At 72.8% G+C, this 14,290-nt stretch carries 14 protein-coding genes; 7 read left to right on the plus strand and 7 right to left on the minus strand.

Annotation, left to right across the window (positions count from 1 at the left end):
* The 3 genes from ACZ6TI_RS20865 to hisI form a co-directional block, all read right to left on the minus strand.
* Positions 1 to 379: hypothetical protein (locus ACZ6TI_RS20865; protein WP_465346753.1), on the minus strand; the 379-nt coding region annotated here is incomplete at its 3' end.
* The gene (locus ACZ6TI_RS20870) at positions 376 to 1,899 is read right to left on the minus strand and encodes an anthranilate synthase component I (protein ID WP_465346754.1); all 1,524 of its coding nucleotides are present in this window, start codon (positions 1,897 to 1,899) and stop codon (positions 376 to 378) included. The genes ACZ6TI_RS20870 and ACZ6TI_RS20865, both read right to left, overlap by 4 nt.
* Positions 1,896 to 2,273, minus strand: coding sequence for a phosphoribosyl-AMP cyclohydrolase (gene hisI / locus ACZ6TI_RS20875; protein ID WP_465346755.1), 378 nt, complete (start codon positions 2,271 to 2,273; stop codon positions 1,896 to 1,898). The genes ACZ6TI_RS20870 and hisI overlap by 4 nt, the downstream gene beginning before the upstream one ends.
* Positions 2,274 to 2,516: 243 nt before the next feature.
* Here hisI and ACZ6TI_RS20880 point away from each other — a divergent pair, with 243 nt between their 5' ends.
* The 4 genes from ACZ6TI_RS20880 to ACZ6TI_RS20895 all read left to right on the plus strand — a co-directional run bounded on the left by ACZ6TI_RS20880 (position 2,517) and on the right by ACZ6TI_RS20895 (position 6,013).
* A complete protein-coding gene (locus tag ACZ6TI_RS20880; protein WP_465346756.1) occupies positions 2,517 to 3,863 on the plus strand; it encodes a hypothetical protein in 1,347 nt (448 codons plus the stop codon).
* Between the two features lie 102 nt (positions 3,864 to 3,965).
* A complete protein-coding gene (locus ACZ6TI_RS20885; RefSeq protein ID WP_465346757.1) occupies positions 3,966 to 4,688 on the plus strand; it encodes an ABC transporter ATP-binding protein in 723 nt (240 codons plus the stop codon).
* Positions 4,685 to 5,422, plus strand: a complete 738-nt coding sequence (locus tag ACZ6TI_RS20890) for an ABC transporter permease (RefSeq protein WP_465346758.1) — start codon at positions 4,685 to 4,687, stop codon at positions 5,420 to 5,422. The genes ACZ6TI_RS20885 and ACZ6TI_RS20890 overlap by 4 nt, the downstream gene beginning before the upstream one ends.
* On the plus strand, positions 5,423 to 6,013 hold the full coding sequence (locus ACZ6TI_RS20895) for a TetR/AcrR family transcriptional regulator (RefSeq protein ID WP_465346759.1): 591 nt from the start codon (positions 5,423 to 5,425) through the stop codon (positions 6,011 to 6,013).
* Here the strand turns inward: ACZ6TI_RS20895 and ACZ6TI_RS20900 are convergent.
* Positions 6,010 to 6,735 carry a DUF2470 domain-containing protein gene (locus ACZ6TI_RS20900; RefSeq protein ID WP_465346760.1) on the minus strand — a complete coding sequence of 242 codons (726 nt, stop codon included), beginning with the start codon at positions 6,733 to 6,735 and terminating at the stop codon, positions 6,010 to 6,012. The two genes, ACZ6TI_RS20895 and ACZ6TI_RS20900, sit on opposite strands and share 4 nt — an antisense overlap.
* A gap of 108 nt (positions 6,736 to 6,843) precedes the next feature.
* On the opposite strand from ACZ6TI_RS20900, the gene rpsD reads away from it, so the two are divergent.
* Positions 6,844 to 7,452, plus strand: coding sequence for a 30S ribosomal protein S4 (gene rpsD / locus ACZ6TI_RS20905; protein ID WP_465346761.1), 609 nt, complete (start codon positions 6,844 to 6,846; stop codon positions 7,450 to 7,452).
* Here the strand turns inward: rpsD and ACZ6TI_RS20910 are convergent, their stop codons facing one another.
* Together ACZ6TI_RS20910 and ACZ6TI_RS20915 are read right to left on the minus strand one after the other, a co-directional pair.
* Positions 7,453 to 9,237, minus strand: a complete 1,785-nt coding sequence (locus ACZ6TI_RS20910) for an ABC transporter ATP-binding protein (RefSeq protein ID WP_465346762.1) — start codon at positions 9,235 to 9,237, stop codon at positions 7,453 to 7,455. It abuts the gene before it with no gap.
* A complete protein-coding gene (locus ACZ6TI_RS20915; protein WP_465347117.1) occupies positions 9,234 to 11,012 on the minus strand; it encodes an ABC transporter ATP-binding protein in 1,779 nt (592 codons plus the stop codon). Before ACZ6TI_RS20915 ends, ACZ6TI_RS20910 begins: the two co-directional genes overlap by 4 nt.
* A 162-nt stretch (positions 11,013 to 11,174) precedes the next feature.
* Here ACZ6TI_RS20915 and ACZ6TI_RS20920 point away from each other — a divergent pair, with 162 nt between their 5' ends.
* The gene (locus tag ACZ6TI_RS20920; protein WP_465346763.1) at positions 11,175 to 11,804 is read left to right on the plus strand and encodes a TIGR03085 family metal-binding protein; all 630 of its coding nucleotides are present in this window, start codon (positions 11,175 to 11,177) and stop codon (positions 11,802 to 11,804) included.
* A gap of 68 nt (positions 11,805 to 11,872) precedes the next feature.
* On the plus strand, positions 11,873 to 13,156 hold the full coding sequence (locus ACZ6TI_RS20925; RefSeq protein WP_465346764.1) for an APC family permease: 1,284 nt from the start codon (positions 11,873 to 11,875) through the stop codon (positions 13,154 to 13,156).
* Here the strand turns inward: ACZ6TI_RS20925 and ACZ6TI_RS20930 are convergent.
* Positions 13,045 to 13,878: an aminotransferase-like domain-containing protein gene (locus tag ACZ6TI_RS20930; RefSeq protein ID WP_465346765.1), complete on the minus strand. Its 834-nt coding sequence runs from the start codon at positions 13,876 to 13,878 to the stop codon at positions 13,045 to 13,047. The two genes, ACZ6TI_RS20925 and ACZ6TI_RS20930, sit on opposite strands and share 112 nt — an antisense overlap.
* Positions 13,879 to 14,290 lie beyond the last annotated feature (412 nt).

The following is a 14,290-nucleotide window of genomic DNA, read 5'->3' on the forward strand; positions in this document are numbered from 1 at the left end:
CGACCGGGTCCACCGGGTCCACCGGGTCCACCGGGTCCACCGGGTCCACCGGGTCCACCGGGTCCACCGGGTCCACCGGGTCCACCGGGTCCACCGGATCCAACGGGTCCACCGGATCCAACGGGTCCGGGGGATCGACCGGATCGAACGGGTCCGCCGGGTCCGCCGGGTCCACCGGATCCAACGGGTCCGGGGGATCGACCGGATCGAACGGGTCCGCCGGGTCGGCCGGGTCGGCCGGGTCGGCAGGATCCAACGGGTCCGCCGGATCCAACGGGTCCGGGGGATCGACCGGATCGAACGGGTCGGCAGGATCGGCCGGGTCCACCGGATCCGCGAGGTCGACCGGATCCGCGGGGGCTGCGGTTTGGGGGGTCATCGGGCTGGGCGGAGAGTCTCGGCGGCGGCGATCGCGGCCAGGACGGCTGCGGCCTTGTTTCTTGTTTCCTGCTCCTCGGCCGCCGGGTCCGAGTCCGCGACGATGCCGGCTCCGGCACCCACATAGGCCACGCCGTGGCGCATCAAGGCTGTGCGGATCGCGATGGCCATGTCCATGTCGCCGCCGAAGCCCAGGTAGCCGACCGTGCCGCCGTACAGGCCTCGGCGGGTTGGCTCCAGGCTTTCGATGATCTCCATGGCCCGGACCTTGGGGGCCCCGGAGAGGGTGCCCGCGGGGAAGGTCGCGGCCAGGGCGTCGAAGGCCGTGCGGTCCGGGCGCAGTTCGCCGACGACGGTCGAGACGATGTGCATGACGTGGCTGTAGCGCTCGATGCGGGCGAAGTCGGGGACCTCGACGGTGCCCGCGCCGCAGACCCGGCCCAGGTCGTTGCGGCCCAGGTCGACCAGCATCACGTGCTCGGCGCGCTCCTTGGGGTCGGCCAGCAGCTCCGCGGCCAGGGCGTTGTCCTGCTCGGGGGTGGCGCCGCGCCAGCGGGTGCCGGCGATCGGGTGCAGGATGGCGCGCCGGGCGCCGCCCTCCTCGGCGCTCACCTTGAGGTGGGCCTCGGGGGACGAGCCGACGATGTCGAAGTCGTCGAAGCGGAGCAGGTACATGTAGGGGCTCGGGTTCGTCGCCCGCAGCACGCGGTAGACGTCCAGCGGGTCGGCGTCCGTGACCCGCTCGAAGCGCTGGCCGACGACGATCTGGAAGCACTCGCCGGCCCGGATCGCCTCCTTGGCCTGCTCGACCGCCTTCTGGTAGTCGCCGGGCGCGGTGCGGCTGGTCACCTCGCCGGGGGCGACCCGATCCACTGTGGAGATCATCGGGGGGGTGGGCCGGGACAGCGCGGTGGTCATCGCGTCGAGGCGGCCGACGGCGTGGTGGTACGCCGCGCGCCGGGCCCGGTCGTCGGCGTCCTCCGGCAGCACCGCGTTGGCCACCAGGATCGCCGAGCCGTCGAAGTGGTCGAGCACCACCAGGTCGGTGGCGAGCATCATGCCGAGCTCGGGCACCGGCACGTCGTCGACCGCGGTGCTGGGCAGCCGCTCGAAGCGGCGCACCAGGTCGTAGCTCAGATAACCGACCATGCCACCGGTCAGCGGCGGCAGGCCGGCGTCGGCGGGCTCGACCGGGCCGGCCAGCGCGGCGACCGTCTCGCGCAGGGCGGTCACCGGGTCGCCGGTCAGCGGCACGCCGTCGGGCGGCACGCCCAGCCACTCCGCCTGCCCGTCGCGCTCGACCAGCGTGGCCGCGCTGCGGACGCCGACGAACGAATAACGCGACCAGGCGGCGCCCTGCTCGGCCGACTCCAGCAGGAACGTGCCGGGGCCGCCGGCCAGCTTGGTGTAGACCCCGACCGGGGTCTCGCCGTCGGCCAGCAGCCGCCGGGTGACCGGCACCACACGCCGGCGGATGGCGACGAACTCGTCCTCGCCCGGACGCACCGCACCGCTGGTCATGCGTCAACGCCCGGACGGGTGACCGGCAGCTCGTCGAAGAAGCAGGTGTGCGAGCCGGTGTGGCAGGCCGCGCCCTCCTGGTCGACGGTGATCAGCAGCGCGTCGCCGTCGCAGTCCAGCGCGACCGCACGCACGTGCTGGTAGTGACCCGAGGTCGCGCCCTTCACCCAATATTCCTCGCGGCTGCGGGACCAGTAGGTCGCCAGGCCGCTGGTGAGCGTGCGGCGCAACGCTTCGTCGTCCATCCACGCCAGCATCAGCACGTCGCCCGTGCCTCGCTCGCGGACGATGGCGGCGACCAGCCCGTCGGCGTTGCGCCGGAGGCGGGCCGCGATGGCCGGGTCGAGCCGGGTCTCAAGGTCAGGAGTTGCCACCCGCACATTGTTGCGCAGTCCGCCGGAGTGCTGCCGCGGGCTGTGGACAACCCAGGAACAACCCCGGAACAAACGCAAGGACAACCCACGATCCGGTCACGACGCCGCACCAGGGGTGTGTCCGGACCCCGGGGACGGTACGGTCGTCGGTGCGCCGCGCCCTGCCCGGGTGCCCGCGTCCGTCCCCGCCAGGCCCTCGCCACACGGCCGGGATGTGCCACCACTCGACGGGAGTCTTATCCGATGGAGCCGACGTCCAGCGCCGACCACGCCCGGCAGTCCCGCGGTCTCAGCCGCTTCTGGCCAGGCCAGGGCCCGTCCGCGCCCGGGCAGCGCGACTCCGATGAGGACGACGCGACGATGATCGACCACGCGCCGGGCTCACACGAGTCGCACTCCGGCTCGGCGCAGGCGGCCGCGGCGGCACACCTCGCCGCCCAGGGTCAGCAGCCGGGCCAGGGCCACGGTCAGCAGGGCCAGGATCAGCAGCAGGCAAGCGAGACGCAGATGGTGGCGCTGGGGTCGCGCAACAGCGGCTTCCCGCCGCCCCGGCCGTGGGACAACCAGGGAGGGTTTCCGCCTGTGGACTCGGAACGCGCTCAGCAGAACGGTGAGGCGCCGCGGCACGGTGGCGCACCGGTGCCGAACGGCACCGTCCCGATGCCGCAGCCGGCCCGGCCCGCGTTCGGCACCCCGCCGCCGGCCCCGTTCCAGCAGTCCGCCGCCCCGACGCCGCCGTTCGCGCCGGCCTCACCGTTCACGCCGCAGCAGCCGGTGATCCCGCAGCAGCCGCAGCCGCTCGCCCAGCAGCCGCTCGCTCAGCAGCCGCTCGCTCAGCAGCCGCTCGCCCCCCAGCCGCCCGCACCGCAGCCGCCCACGTCCGCCGCGCCGGCCGCCGACCAGGCGGACAAGGCCGACAAGGCAGAGGAAGCGGACGAGAAGCAGGACCAGGACGAGGACGAGAAGGCGGAGCCGGAGAAGGACGAGCAGGACGGCATCCGGGCGATCCCGCTGGGCGCGGCCGCCGATGCCCGCGGCGCCGCTTCGGTGCCGGTGGCCGGTCGCCGCCGGTCCGTCGAGGAGGACCAGAAGGACCAGCAGAACGGCAGCTCCAACGGGCACGCCGGCACGGTGCCGGCCACCGGATGGGCCACCGTCCCGACCTCCGGCATCCCGTCGCTGGCCAAGGCGCCCACCCCGGTGCCCGCGGGTCGCCGTTCGGCCAGCCTGGAGGACGCCGACGCACTCCCCCGGGCCGGTCGTCCCGCCGACGCCACGCCCACCTCGGGCGCCCCGCTCAAACCCGGCGACGTCACGATGAGTCAGATCGCGTTCTGGGACGAGGAGGCGATCACCCACTTCCGCAAGCAGTGGCACGAGGTGAAGGCCGACTTCGTCGACGACCCGGTGAACGCCCTGACCAGGGCACACGACCTGCTCACGGAGGCGGTCAACGAGCTGACCGAGGCGCTGCTGGCCGAGCGCGACGAGCTCGACCCGCTGGACGGCAAGACCACGCCGGACACCGAGAGCATGCGGATGGCGATGCGCGGCTACCGCGAGTTCCTGGACCGGATTCTCGCCCTCTGAGAAGCGCCCGGTAGAAAACCGGACCGAAAGGTCTGACTATGTCCTGCCGTCGGAATTCATCTACCGTTGATTTCATCGGTTGATGAGTTCTGGAGGGACAGCATGGAGTCCGCTATCGAGGTCACCGGGCTGGTGGTCGAACGCGGCCACCGCACGGTTCTGCACGGCATCGACTGCCGCATCCCCGCGGGCAAGGTCACCGGACTGCTCGGCCCGAGCGGCGGCGGCAAGACCACCCTGATCCGGGCGATCGTCGGCGCTCAGATCGTCAAGTCCGGCACGGTCACCGTGCTCGGCAAGCCGGCCGGTTCGGCCGAGCTCCGGCACCAGGTGGGTTACGTGACCCAGGCGCCGAGCGTCTACGCCGACCTGACGGTGCGGGAGAACGCCCGCTACTTCGCCACTCTCTACGGCCTGAGCAGCGCCGAGGCGGACCAGGCCGTCCGCGACGTCGGGCTGGGCAGCGCCGCCGGTCAGCTGGTCGGCGACCTCTCCGGCGGCCAGCACAGCCGAGCCTCGCTGGCCTGCGCGATGATCGGCCGGCCCGGTCTGCTGGTGCTGGACGAGCCGACCGTCGGCCAGGACCCGGTGCTGCGCGCCGACCTGTGGGCGCAGTTCCACGCGCTCGCCGCGCAGGGCACCACGCTGCTGGTCTCCAGCCACGTGATGGACGAGGCGGGCCGCTGCGATCGGCTGCTGCTGCTGCGCGACGGCCGGATCATCGGCGACGACACCCCGGCCGCGATCCGCGCCGCCGCCGGCACCGACGATCTCGAGGAAGCATTCCTCCACCGGATCCGCGAGCAGGAGGGGGTTGCGGCATGAGCATCCGGATCACTCTGGCTACGGCCGCCCGGATCCTGCGTCAGTTGCGCCATGACCGGCGTACGGTCGGGCTCCTGGTCGTGGTTCCTTCCCTGCTCCTGACGTTGCTCTATTTCATGTTCGAGAACGCCGGACCCACCTTCGACCGGATCGCCCTGATCATGCTGGGCGTCTTCCCGTTCGTGATCATGTTCCTGGTGACCAGCATCGCGATGCTGCGCGAACGCACCAGCGGCACGCTGGAGCGGCTGCTCACCACGCCGCTGGCCAAGCTGGACCTGCTGTTCGGTTATGGCATCGCGTTCGGGCTGGCCGCCGCCTTGCAGGCCGCGGTGGCGGTGGGTGCGGCCTACTGGCTGCTCGGGCTGGACACCGCGGGCGGCGCCGGGCTGGTGGTGCTGGTCGCGGTGGTGAACGCGGTGCTGGGCGTCGCGCTGGGGCTGTTCTGCAGTGCCTTCGCGCGCACCGAGTTCCAGGCCGTACAGTTCCTTCCCGTGGTGGTCGTGCCGCAACTGCTGCTGTGCGGGCTGTTCGTGCCGCGCGAGCAGATGTCCGGCTGGCTGCAGGCGGTCAGCGACGTGTTCCCGCTGTCCTATGCGGTGGACGCGTTGATGCAGGTGGGTGTCTCGGCCGACGTCACCACGACGATGTGGACCGACCTGACGGTGGTCGGCGGGGCCGCCGTGGTGGCGCTGATCCTGGCCGCGGCGACGTTGAGGAGAAGGACCCCCTGAGTGGTACGGCGTAGCGGGCGGCGTCCCGGAAACCAGGACACGAGGCAGTCCATCCTCGCCGCCGCCCGCAAGGTGTTCGCCGAACGGGGCTTCGACCAGGCCTCGGTCCGGGCCATCGCGACCATGGCCGAGGTCGATCCGGCGCTGGTGCACCACTATTTCGGCACCAAGGAGAAGCTCTTCCTGGAGAGCATGGAAGTGCCGATCAACCCGGCCGAGCAGGTGCCCAAGGCGCTCGCCGGGCCGCGCGACCAGGCCGGCGAGCGGCTGGTCCGGCTGATGCTGAGCGTCTGGGACTCACCGGCCGGCACCGCCGCGATCGCGCTGCTGCGCTCGGCCCTGAGCAACGAGTGGACCGCCCGGCTGCTGCGCGAGTTCATCGTCACCCAGGTGCTGCGCCGGGCGGTGGCCGAGATGGGCGTGCCGGAGGACGAGGCGCCGCTGCGGGCGGCGCTGTGCGCGACCCAGATCGGCGGCCTGGCGGTCACCCGCTACGTGCTCAAGATCGAGCCGGTCGCCTCGGCCGACCCGGAAACGCTGGTCCGCGCGATCGGCCCCAACGTGCAGCGTTTTCTGGTGGGGGAGATCTAGCCGCCGCAGCGGTGGCAGAGCACCGGGTGCAGCAGGTGGGCCAGGTCGTGGCGGTCCTGCACCCGGCGCGGGAACGCCAGCCGGGCCAGTTTCTCGCCGACCCGCACCACGAAGCCGTAGCGATCGAGCCGCACCACCTCGGGCCGCACGCCGGGCTCGGCCACCTTGCCGAGTTGCCGGCGCACATAGCCCGACATCTCCTCGACGTGGTGGTCGGCCAGGTCGGCGATCAGGTCGAACTCGATGGACCGCAGCGGGTCGGGGCTCGCCTCGGCGTATTCGTCCGGGTCGACGTCGACCAGTGCGCCGTTCCGCTCGTAGCGGACCTCGGCGACCTCCATCCGGTGCAGCACCTGGGATTCGCCCACGTCGAGCAGGTCGCTGGCCGGGTCGCTGTCGGCGTAGTCCAGGGTCGCCGCGCGGGCCTCGTCGCCGTCGAGCCGGCGGGCCCAGCCGGCCACCCAGACCCGGCCGAGGGACGGCGCTCCGGCCAGCGGCGGCACGTCGGAGATGTCCAGCACGAGTGCGGTGTCGTCGGTGCCCTCGACCGGGCGCAGCGCCGCGGTGAGCACCCCGTCGGCCGGGGACAGCAGCAGGAGGCGTCCCTGGCTGTCGGCGACGTGACGCACCGGGAACGGCCCCTGGCGGCACGCGATATGCGCGCTGGCGGGCAGGTGGCCGGCCGCTAACGTACGCGCGACCTCGGCATGGCTGGGCTGCATGTGACGATCCTCCGGGCACCAGTTAGGCTTGCCTTAGTAAGGTGAGGCTAACCGTAACACCCTCCCGAGGGAACAAGCCTCGAGCACTCGATGGACTGAGGAGTCCCGTTGAACAACTCCCGCCCCAAGGCCAGGCTCTCGCGGGCCCTCGGCATCCCGCTGACCAGGAAGTGCGTCAAGTACTTCGAGCGGCGCCCGTTCCCGCCCGGAGTGCACGGCCGTGGCCGGCGCAAGGCCTCGGACTACCAGGTCCGGCTGCTGGAGAAGCAGCGCCTGCGGCACCAGTACAACATCAGCGAGGCGCAGATGCGCCGGGCCTATGACGACGCGCACCGCGGCGAGGGCAAGACCGGCGAGAACATGGTGACGCTGCTCGAGCGCCGGCTGGACGCGACGGTTCTGCGCGCCGGCCTGGCCCGCAGCATCTACCAGGCGCGGCAGGCGGTCGCGCACGGTCACTTCACGGTGGACGGCAAGAAGGTGGACCGGCCGTCCTACCGGTTGAAGCCGGGCCAGGTCGTCGAGGTGCGCCAGAGCAGCCGGCAGAAGCCGCCGTTCCAGATCGCCGCGGCCGGCGCGCACGTGGACGGGCCGACCCCGCCCTATCTGTCGACCGTCCTCGAGGAGCTGCGCACCACGGTCATCCGCGAGCCGCTGCGCTCCGAGATCCCGGTGATGTGCGACGAGCAGCTGGTCGTCGAGTTCTACGCCCGCTAACTAGCGGGTTTGCTCCAACCAGGACGCATACAGCTTGGCGTAGATCGAGTCGGTGTCCTGGAGCAGTTGGGCATGCGGGCCGCGTTGCACGACGCGGCCCGCGTCCACCACGATCACCTCGTCGGCGGACTGCGCGGTGGAGAGCCGATGCGCGATCGCCACGGTCGTCCGCCCGCGGGTCACCGCATCGAGGGCTCGCTGCAACCGGACCTCCGTGGCCGGGTCGACGGCACTGGTGGCCTCGTCGAGAACCAGAAGATCAGGATCCGCGACGTACGCGCGGACGAGCGCGACCAGCTGCCGCTCCCCCACACTCAGCGCCTCGCCCCGCTCCCCGACCGGCGTGTCCGCCCCGTGCGGCAGCCCGGCCACCCAGTCGGCCAGCCCCAGCTCGGTGAACGCCAGGTCCAGGTCGTCGTCGGCGAGCTCGGGCCGGGCGAAGCGGACATTTTCCGCCACCGTGGCGTCGAACAGGAACCCGTCCTGCGGCACCATCACCACCCGCGACCGCAGCGACGAGAACCGCACCGTGGTCAGCGGCACGCCGCCCAGCAGCACCTGGCCCGAGGCCGGGTCCATCAGCCGGGTGAGCAGCTTGGCGAACGTGGTCTTGCCACTGCCGGTCTCGCCGACCACGGCGACCTTGGTGCGCGCGTCGATCGCCAGGTCCACGTCGGACAGCACGATCGGGCCGCCCGGATAGCGATAGGCCACGTCGCGGAACTCCACCTGCAGCGGGCCGGGTGGCAGCGCCACACCCTGCTCGTCCGGGTCGGCCACGTCCGGCTCGATGTCCAGCACGTCGAGCACCCGGCGCCAGCCGGCCACCGCGTTTTGCGCCTCGTTGAGCACCTCGGTGGCGATCTGCACCGGCTGGATGAAGAGCGTGACCAGGAACAGGAACGCGGTCAGCTGCCCGACGGTCAGGCCGCCGTCGAGACCGAGCAGCACCCCGACCACGACCACCGCGGCCAGCGCCACGCCGGCCGCCAGCTCGCCGGTGGAGAACCCGGTGACGCTGGTGCGCAAGGCCTTCTGCTGGGCGACGCGCAACCGGTCGATCGCGGTGTCCAGCTTCTCCTCGGTGCGGCCGGCCACCCCGTACGCCCGGATCACGGTGGCCCCGACGACGCTCTCGCCGATCGCGCCGAGCAGCACGCCGGTGCGCTCGCGCACCGTGCGGTAGACCTGCGCGAGCCGCCGCTGGAAGAGCCGGATCACGATGACCGCGGGCACGAACGCGGCGAACACCACCAGGGTCAGCTGCCACGAATAGACCAGCATGACGATCGTGGTGACCACCAGCTGCCCGCAGGTGACCAGCAGCATCACGCCGCCGGTCTGCAGGAACTGGGTGATCTGGTCGATGTCGCCGGTGACCCGCGAGGTGAGCGATCCGCGCCGCTCGGACTGCTGATGCAGCATCGACAGGTCGTGGATGTGCCGGAAGGTGCGCGTCCGCAGCCCGCCCAGCGCGGTCTCGCTGACCGTGAACAGCCGCCGGGTCATCAGATAACCGCATGCGGTGGAGACCACCAGCGCGGCGACGGTGAGCAGCACCACGGTCAGCACGACGCCCAGGTCGGGCCCGCCGGGCGCGCGGATGCCGCGGTCGATGCCCTGCTGCACGGCGATCGGCACGGCCACCCGGCCGGCCATCGACACGAGGGCGAGCGCGAGCGTGCCGGCCAGCCCGGGCCGCAGCTCGGGCGAGAGCGCGAAGCCACGCCGGACGGTCGCCATGGTGCCCGGTTCGGCGGTCTTCTCGAGCGCCTCGGCGGTCATGCGGTCACCCCGCGTTCCTCGAGATCGCGTTCGGCCTCGGCCTGCTCATAGGCGGTGACCAGGTTGCGGTAGCCGGGCACGGACTCCATCAGCTCGGCGTGCGTGCCGATCGCGGCGACCCGGCCGCGGTCCAGATAGACCACCAGGTCGGCCAGCGCGATGCTGGCCCGGCGGTAGGCCACCACCAGCACCGACGCGCCGGAGTCCGCGTTGCGCAGGGCGGCGAGGATGGCCGACTCGACCCGCGGGTCGACCGCGCTGGTGGCGTCGTCGAGCACCAGCAGCCGTGGATGTCCGGCCAGCGCGCGGGCCAGGGTGAGCCGTTGCCGCTGCCCGCCGGAGAGCGAGGTGCCACGTTCGCCGACCGCGGTGTCCAGCCCGTCCGCCAGCTTGGCCACGAATCCGTCGGCCTGGGCCAGCCGCAACGCCGCCCACGCGTCCTCGTCGCCGAGTCCGTCCCGGTCGAGCAGGATGTTGCCGCGGACCGTGTCGTCGAAGACGAAAGGCACCTGGGGTACGAGCGCAGACGTGCGGGCCAGCGCCGGCTCGGACAACTGCGGCAGCTCGACGCCCTCCACCGTGATCCGGCCGCCCTCGGGGTCGACCAGCCGCACGGCCAGCGACGCGATCGTGGACTTGCCGGATCCGGTCGCCCCGACCAGCGCGACCGTCTGGCCGGCGGGCACCTCGAAGCTCACCTCGTGCAACACGCGCGGACCGTCGGCGTACCGGAAATCGACGCGATCGAAGACGATGCCGGCCGGACCGCCGCCGGGTGCCGCCGACGAGCCGTAGGCGAGGTCGCCGGTGGCCGCGAGCACCGCCTGCACCCGCTCCCAGCCGGCCACGCTGCGCGGCAGCTCGGCGACCACCCAGCCGATCGCGCGCACCGGGAAGGCCAGCACGGTGAACAGGAACGCGACGCTGACCACCTCGGCCACGCTGATGTCGCCGCTGCGCAGCCGCCAGGCGCCGAGCAGCAGCACGGCGAGCGTGCCGACGCTGGGCAGCGCGTCCATCACCGGGTCGAAGAGGCCGCGCAACCGGCCGACCGAGATCAGCGCGTCGCGCAGTTCGCTGACGAAGACGCCGAACCGGCGCGACTCGTCGGCCTCGCGGCCCATCGTCTTGACCACCAGCGCGCCGTCGAAGCTCTCGTGCGCGACCGCGCTCACCTTGGCGCGCAGTTGCTGGGCCCGGATCTGGCGCGGCGACATCCGGCGCGAATAGATCACGTTGAGCCCGAACAGCAGCGGGAACAGGGTGAGGCCGACCAGCGCGAGTACCCAGTCGGTGGCGAACAGCGAGGCCACCGCGGCGATGATCATCACGATGGTGCCGACCGCGAACGGCAGCGGCGCGATCGGCACGAAGGCGGCCTCGACGTCGGAGTTCGCGTTGGACAGCAGCGTGCCGGTGGCGTGCCGCTGATGCCAGGACGGGGGCAGGGCCAGGTAGCGCCGGGTGACCGCGCGGCGGTAGCGGGCCTGCAGGCGGAACTGCATGTAACCGGCGCCGAGACGGCGGCCGAAGATGGTGCCGACGCGCAGCAGGCTGATGCCGATGAAGGTGGCCGCGATGATGGCCAGCTCGCGTGCGCCGGCCCGGTGCTCGGCGAAGGCGGGCACCACGACGTGCCCGATCACATAGCCCACCACGTAGGAGTTCGCGATCACCAGCATGCCGAACAGGCTGCTGCCGACCGCGCCGATCAGGAACAGCCGCGGCTCGGTGCGGATCGCCCGGCCGAGCACCCGAAGGCCCCGGCCGAGCACGTCGCGGCTCGCCGCTCTGGCAGTCACCCTGTAAACCGTCCCCGTCGTCGGCGCCCCTTACCGGTAACCATCCTGCCCAACCGGGGACGAGTGTTCACACTATTAATGTTGTGTCCGCGACCACACCGGGCGGCGTCCGGCCGGCGACCATAAGGTCAAGGGATGAGCGATTACGCGCGCCGGGAACGTCGCCGCCTGGCCGATCTGCTGCTGGAAGTCGGCCCGGACCAGCCCACACTCTGCGCCGGCTGGACCACCCGCGACCTGGCCGCGCACCTGGTGGTGCGAGATCGCCGGCCGGACGCCTCGGCCGGCCTGGTGATCCCGCCGCTGGCCGGGCACGGCGAGCACGTGCGCAAGCAGAAGGCCGCCGAGCCGTTCGAGAAGATCGTCGGCGAGGTGCGCAATCCGCCCTGGTGGAGTCCGGTCAGCAACCCGCTGGTCGACGAGCTGGCGAACACGGTCGAGTTCTTCGTGCACCACGAGGACGTGCGGCGCGGCGGGCCGGACTGGTCGGCCCGGGTGCTGGACGACGGCGAGCAGCGGGCGCTGTGGAAGTCGGTCAAGCTGGCCGGCCGGATGGGCCTGCGCAAGCTGCGCATCCCGGTGCTGTTGCGGGCGCCGGGCTTCGGCGAGGTGAAGATCGGCGGGGACGCGACCGTCGCCACGCTGACCGGCGAGCCCGGTGAGCTGGCGATGTTCCTGCTGGGCCGGCAGCGAGCCGCGCGGGTCGAGGTGGAGGCGCCGACCTCGATCGCGGAGACGCTGCGCACGGCCAAGCTCGGAAGCTGAGATTGGCCCAATGATGTTGGGCCGGATTGGCCCAAATGGGGTGCCAATACGGCACTAGCGTCGATCCCATGAGCAGATTGACCGTCGCACAGGGCACCGCCATGTCGGTCGGCGCCGTCCTCGGCACCGGGGTGATCTCGATGCCGGCGCTGGCCGCATCGGTGGCCGGACCGGCGTCGCTGATCGCCTGGGCCGCCCTGGTCCTGCTGTCCGCGCCGCTGGCCTGGACGTTCGCCGCGCTGGGCGCGCGGCATCCGGACGGCGGCGGGGTGTCGACGTACGTGCGGCTGGCGTTCGGGCCGCGCGCGGCGGCCGCGGTCGGCTGGATCTTCTACTTCGCGGCGCCGCTGGGCGCGCCGGCCGCGGCGGCGTTCGCCGGCGGGTACGTCGCGGACGTCCTGGGCGGCGGCCGGTCCACCGTGCTGGCCACCTTCTTCCTGGTGATGGCCGTGGTCACCCTGATGAACTGGTTCGGGCTGCGGGTGTCCGGCCGGGTCCAGCTCGTGCTGGCCGGGGTGCTGGCGACACTGCTGCTGGTCACCGTGCTCACCGCGGCGCCGCACGCGCAGCTCGCCAACCTGCGCCCGTTCGCGCCGCACGGCTGGGCCGGGGTCGGCGCGGCGGCGGCCATCCTGGTCTGGGGCTTCGCCGGCTGGGAGGCGGTGTCGTCGCTGTCCGCGGACTACCGGAACCCGCGGCGGGACGTGCCGCGGGCCACGATGATCGCGGTGGTCGTGGTCGGCCTGCTCTATCTGTCCGTGGCGGTGACCAGCGTGCTGGTGCTGGGCCCGGCGCTGGCCGACAGCCCGGCGCCGCTGGCCGACCTGCTCGCGGTCGGGGTCGGCGGCCCGGTGCGCCCGCTCACCGCCGTGGTCGCGGTGCTGCTCACCGTCGGCGCGGTGAACGCCTATCTGGCCGGCGCGTCCCGGCTCGGGGTGGCCCTGGCCCGCGACGGCGCGCTGCCCGCCCGGCTGAGCGGCACCCCGCGGCGCTCGCTGGCCGTGGTCGCGCTCGGCGGCTGCACGGCGGTGCTGCTGCCGGTCGGCCTGCACACCATGATGTTGCTGGTCACCGGTTGCTTCACCCTGGTGTACGTGCTGGGCACGGCGGCCGCGGTCCGGCTGCTGACCGGCCGGTCCCGGGCGATCGCGGCCTTCTCCTTCACCGCGGCGCTCGGCCTGCTCTGGCTGAACGGCGCCCCCGCCCTGCTCAGCCTGGTGATCGCGGCCGGCGGCGTGGCCTACTGCACGTGGCGCAGCCGGTCCGCGAAGATCGCCAGCCCCTCGGTGATCGTCGCCGGATCGGTCGCCCCGAGCCCGAACACGAACCCCGCCTGCGCGGTCGAGTCCTGATACATGGTCAGGTCGTCCAGGGCCACGCCGGCGCGGGCGGCGGCCGCCACGACGCGTGCCGCCCGCGCCGCGTCGCCGGAGCGGAGCAGCGCGGTCACGTGCAATCCGGCCGCCGAGGGCACCACGTCCAGTTCGGGCAGCCGGGACAGCGCGGCCACGATCGCCGCGTGCCGGGCCGCATAGGCCTTGGTGGCCCGGCGGACGTGCCGGGCCAACTGACCGTCGTCGATGAACCGGGCCAGCGCCGCCTGCACCGCCACCTGCCCGTGCCCGTCGCTCACCTGCCGCGCCGCCACCAGCGCGGATCGCAGCGACGGCGGGGTCAGCACGAAGCCGGTCCGCACGGTCGGCAGCATCGACTTGGAGAAGGTGCCCGCATAGAGCACCCGGCCGGTGTCGCCGAGGGTGAACAGCGGCTCGAGTGGCCGGGCGGAGAACCGGAACTCGCTGTCGTAGTCGTCCTCGACGATCGCCACCGGCCGGCGTCGCGCCCAGTCCAGCAGCGCGGTGCGGCGGGCCAGGCTCATCGCGCGGCCGAGCGGGAACTGGTGCGACGGCGTCGTGTAGACCAGCCGGGCGGCGCTCGGCAGGTCGTCCACCACGAGGCCGTCCGCGTCCACCGGCACTCCGACCACCCGGGCGCCCATCGAGCGGAACAGCCGCCGGGCCGGCGGGTAGCCCGGCTCCTCGACCGCCACCACGTCGCCGGGCCGCACCAGCACCCGGGCGATCAGGTCGAACGCCTGCTGGGTGCCGTTTGGTGACCACCACGTCCTCGGCGGCCACCCGGATCGACCGGGACACGCCGAGATAGCGGGCGATCGCCGCGCGCAGCGCCGGGTGCCCGGCCGGGTCCGCATAGGTCCCGGGGCTGTTCGCCCGCAGCCGCACCTCCGCGGACACCAGCCGCCGCCAGGTGTCGAACGGGAACAGCTCGGCGTCCGGGATGCCGGTGCGGAAGTCGTGCCGGGGCTTGGCCTCGTCCGAGCTGACCGGCAACGGTTCCAGATCCCAGCCGGCCCGCGGGCGCAGTGGGTCGGCCGCACCGGTCCGGCGCGCGGGCCGCCCGGGCCGGACCGGTGCGACGAAGGTGCCCGCACCCACCCGGGCGGTCAGGTAGCCCTCGGCGACCAG

Source organism: Actinoplanes sp. NPDC051388 (assembly GCF_055586225.1).

What these genes read in the sequence shown, in the direction of transcription:
- ACZ6TI_RS20900 (WP_465346760.1), bottom strand. Translation starts at nt 6,735, where the DNA reads ATGCAGCCCAGCCATGCCGAGGTCGCGCGTACGTTAGCGGCCGGCCAC.
- ACZ6TI_RS20885 (WP_465346757.1), top strand. Translation starts at nt 3,966, where the DNA reads ATGGAGTCCGCTATCGAGGTCACCGGGCTGGTGGTCGAACGCGGCCAC.
- ACZ6TI_RS20880 (WP_465346756.1), top strand. Translation starts at nt 2,517, where the DNA reads ATGGAGCCGACGTCCAGCGCCGACCACGCCCGGCAGTCCCGCGGTCTC.
- ACZ6TI_RS20910 (WP_465346762.1), bottom strand. Translation starts at nt 9,237, where the DNA reads ATGACCGCCGAGGCGCTCGAGAAGACCGCCGAACCGGGCACCATGGCG.
- ACZ6TI_RS20890 (WP_465346758.1), top strand. Translation starts at nt 4,685, where the DNA reads ATGAGCATCCGGATCACTCTGGCTACGGCCGCCCGGATCCTGCGTCAG.
- ACZ6TI_RS20925 (WP_465346764.1), top strand. Translation starts at nt 11,873, where the DNA reads ATGAGCAGATTGACCGTCGCACAGGGCACCGCCATGTCGGTCGGCGCC.
- ACZ6TI_RS20920 (WP_465346763.1), top strand. Translation starts at nt 11,175, where the DNA reads ATGAGCGATTACGCGCGCCGGGAACGTCGCCGCCTGGCCGATCTGCTG.
- ACZ6TI_RS20870 (WP_465346754.1), bottom strand. Translation starts at nt 1,899, where the DNA reads ATGACCAGCGGTGCGGTGCGTCCGGGCGAGGACGAGTTCGTCGCCATC.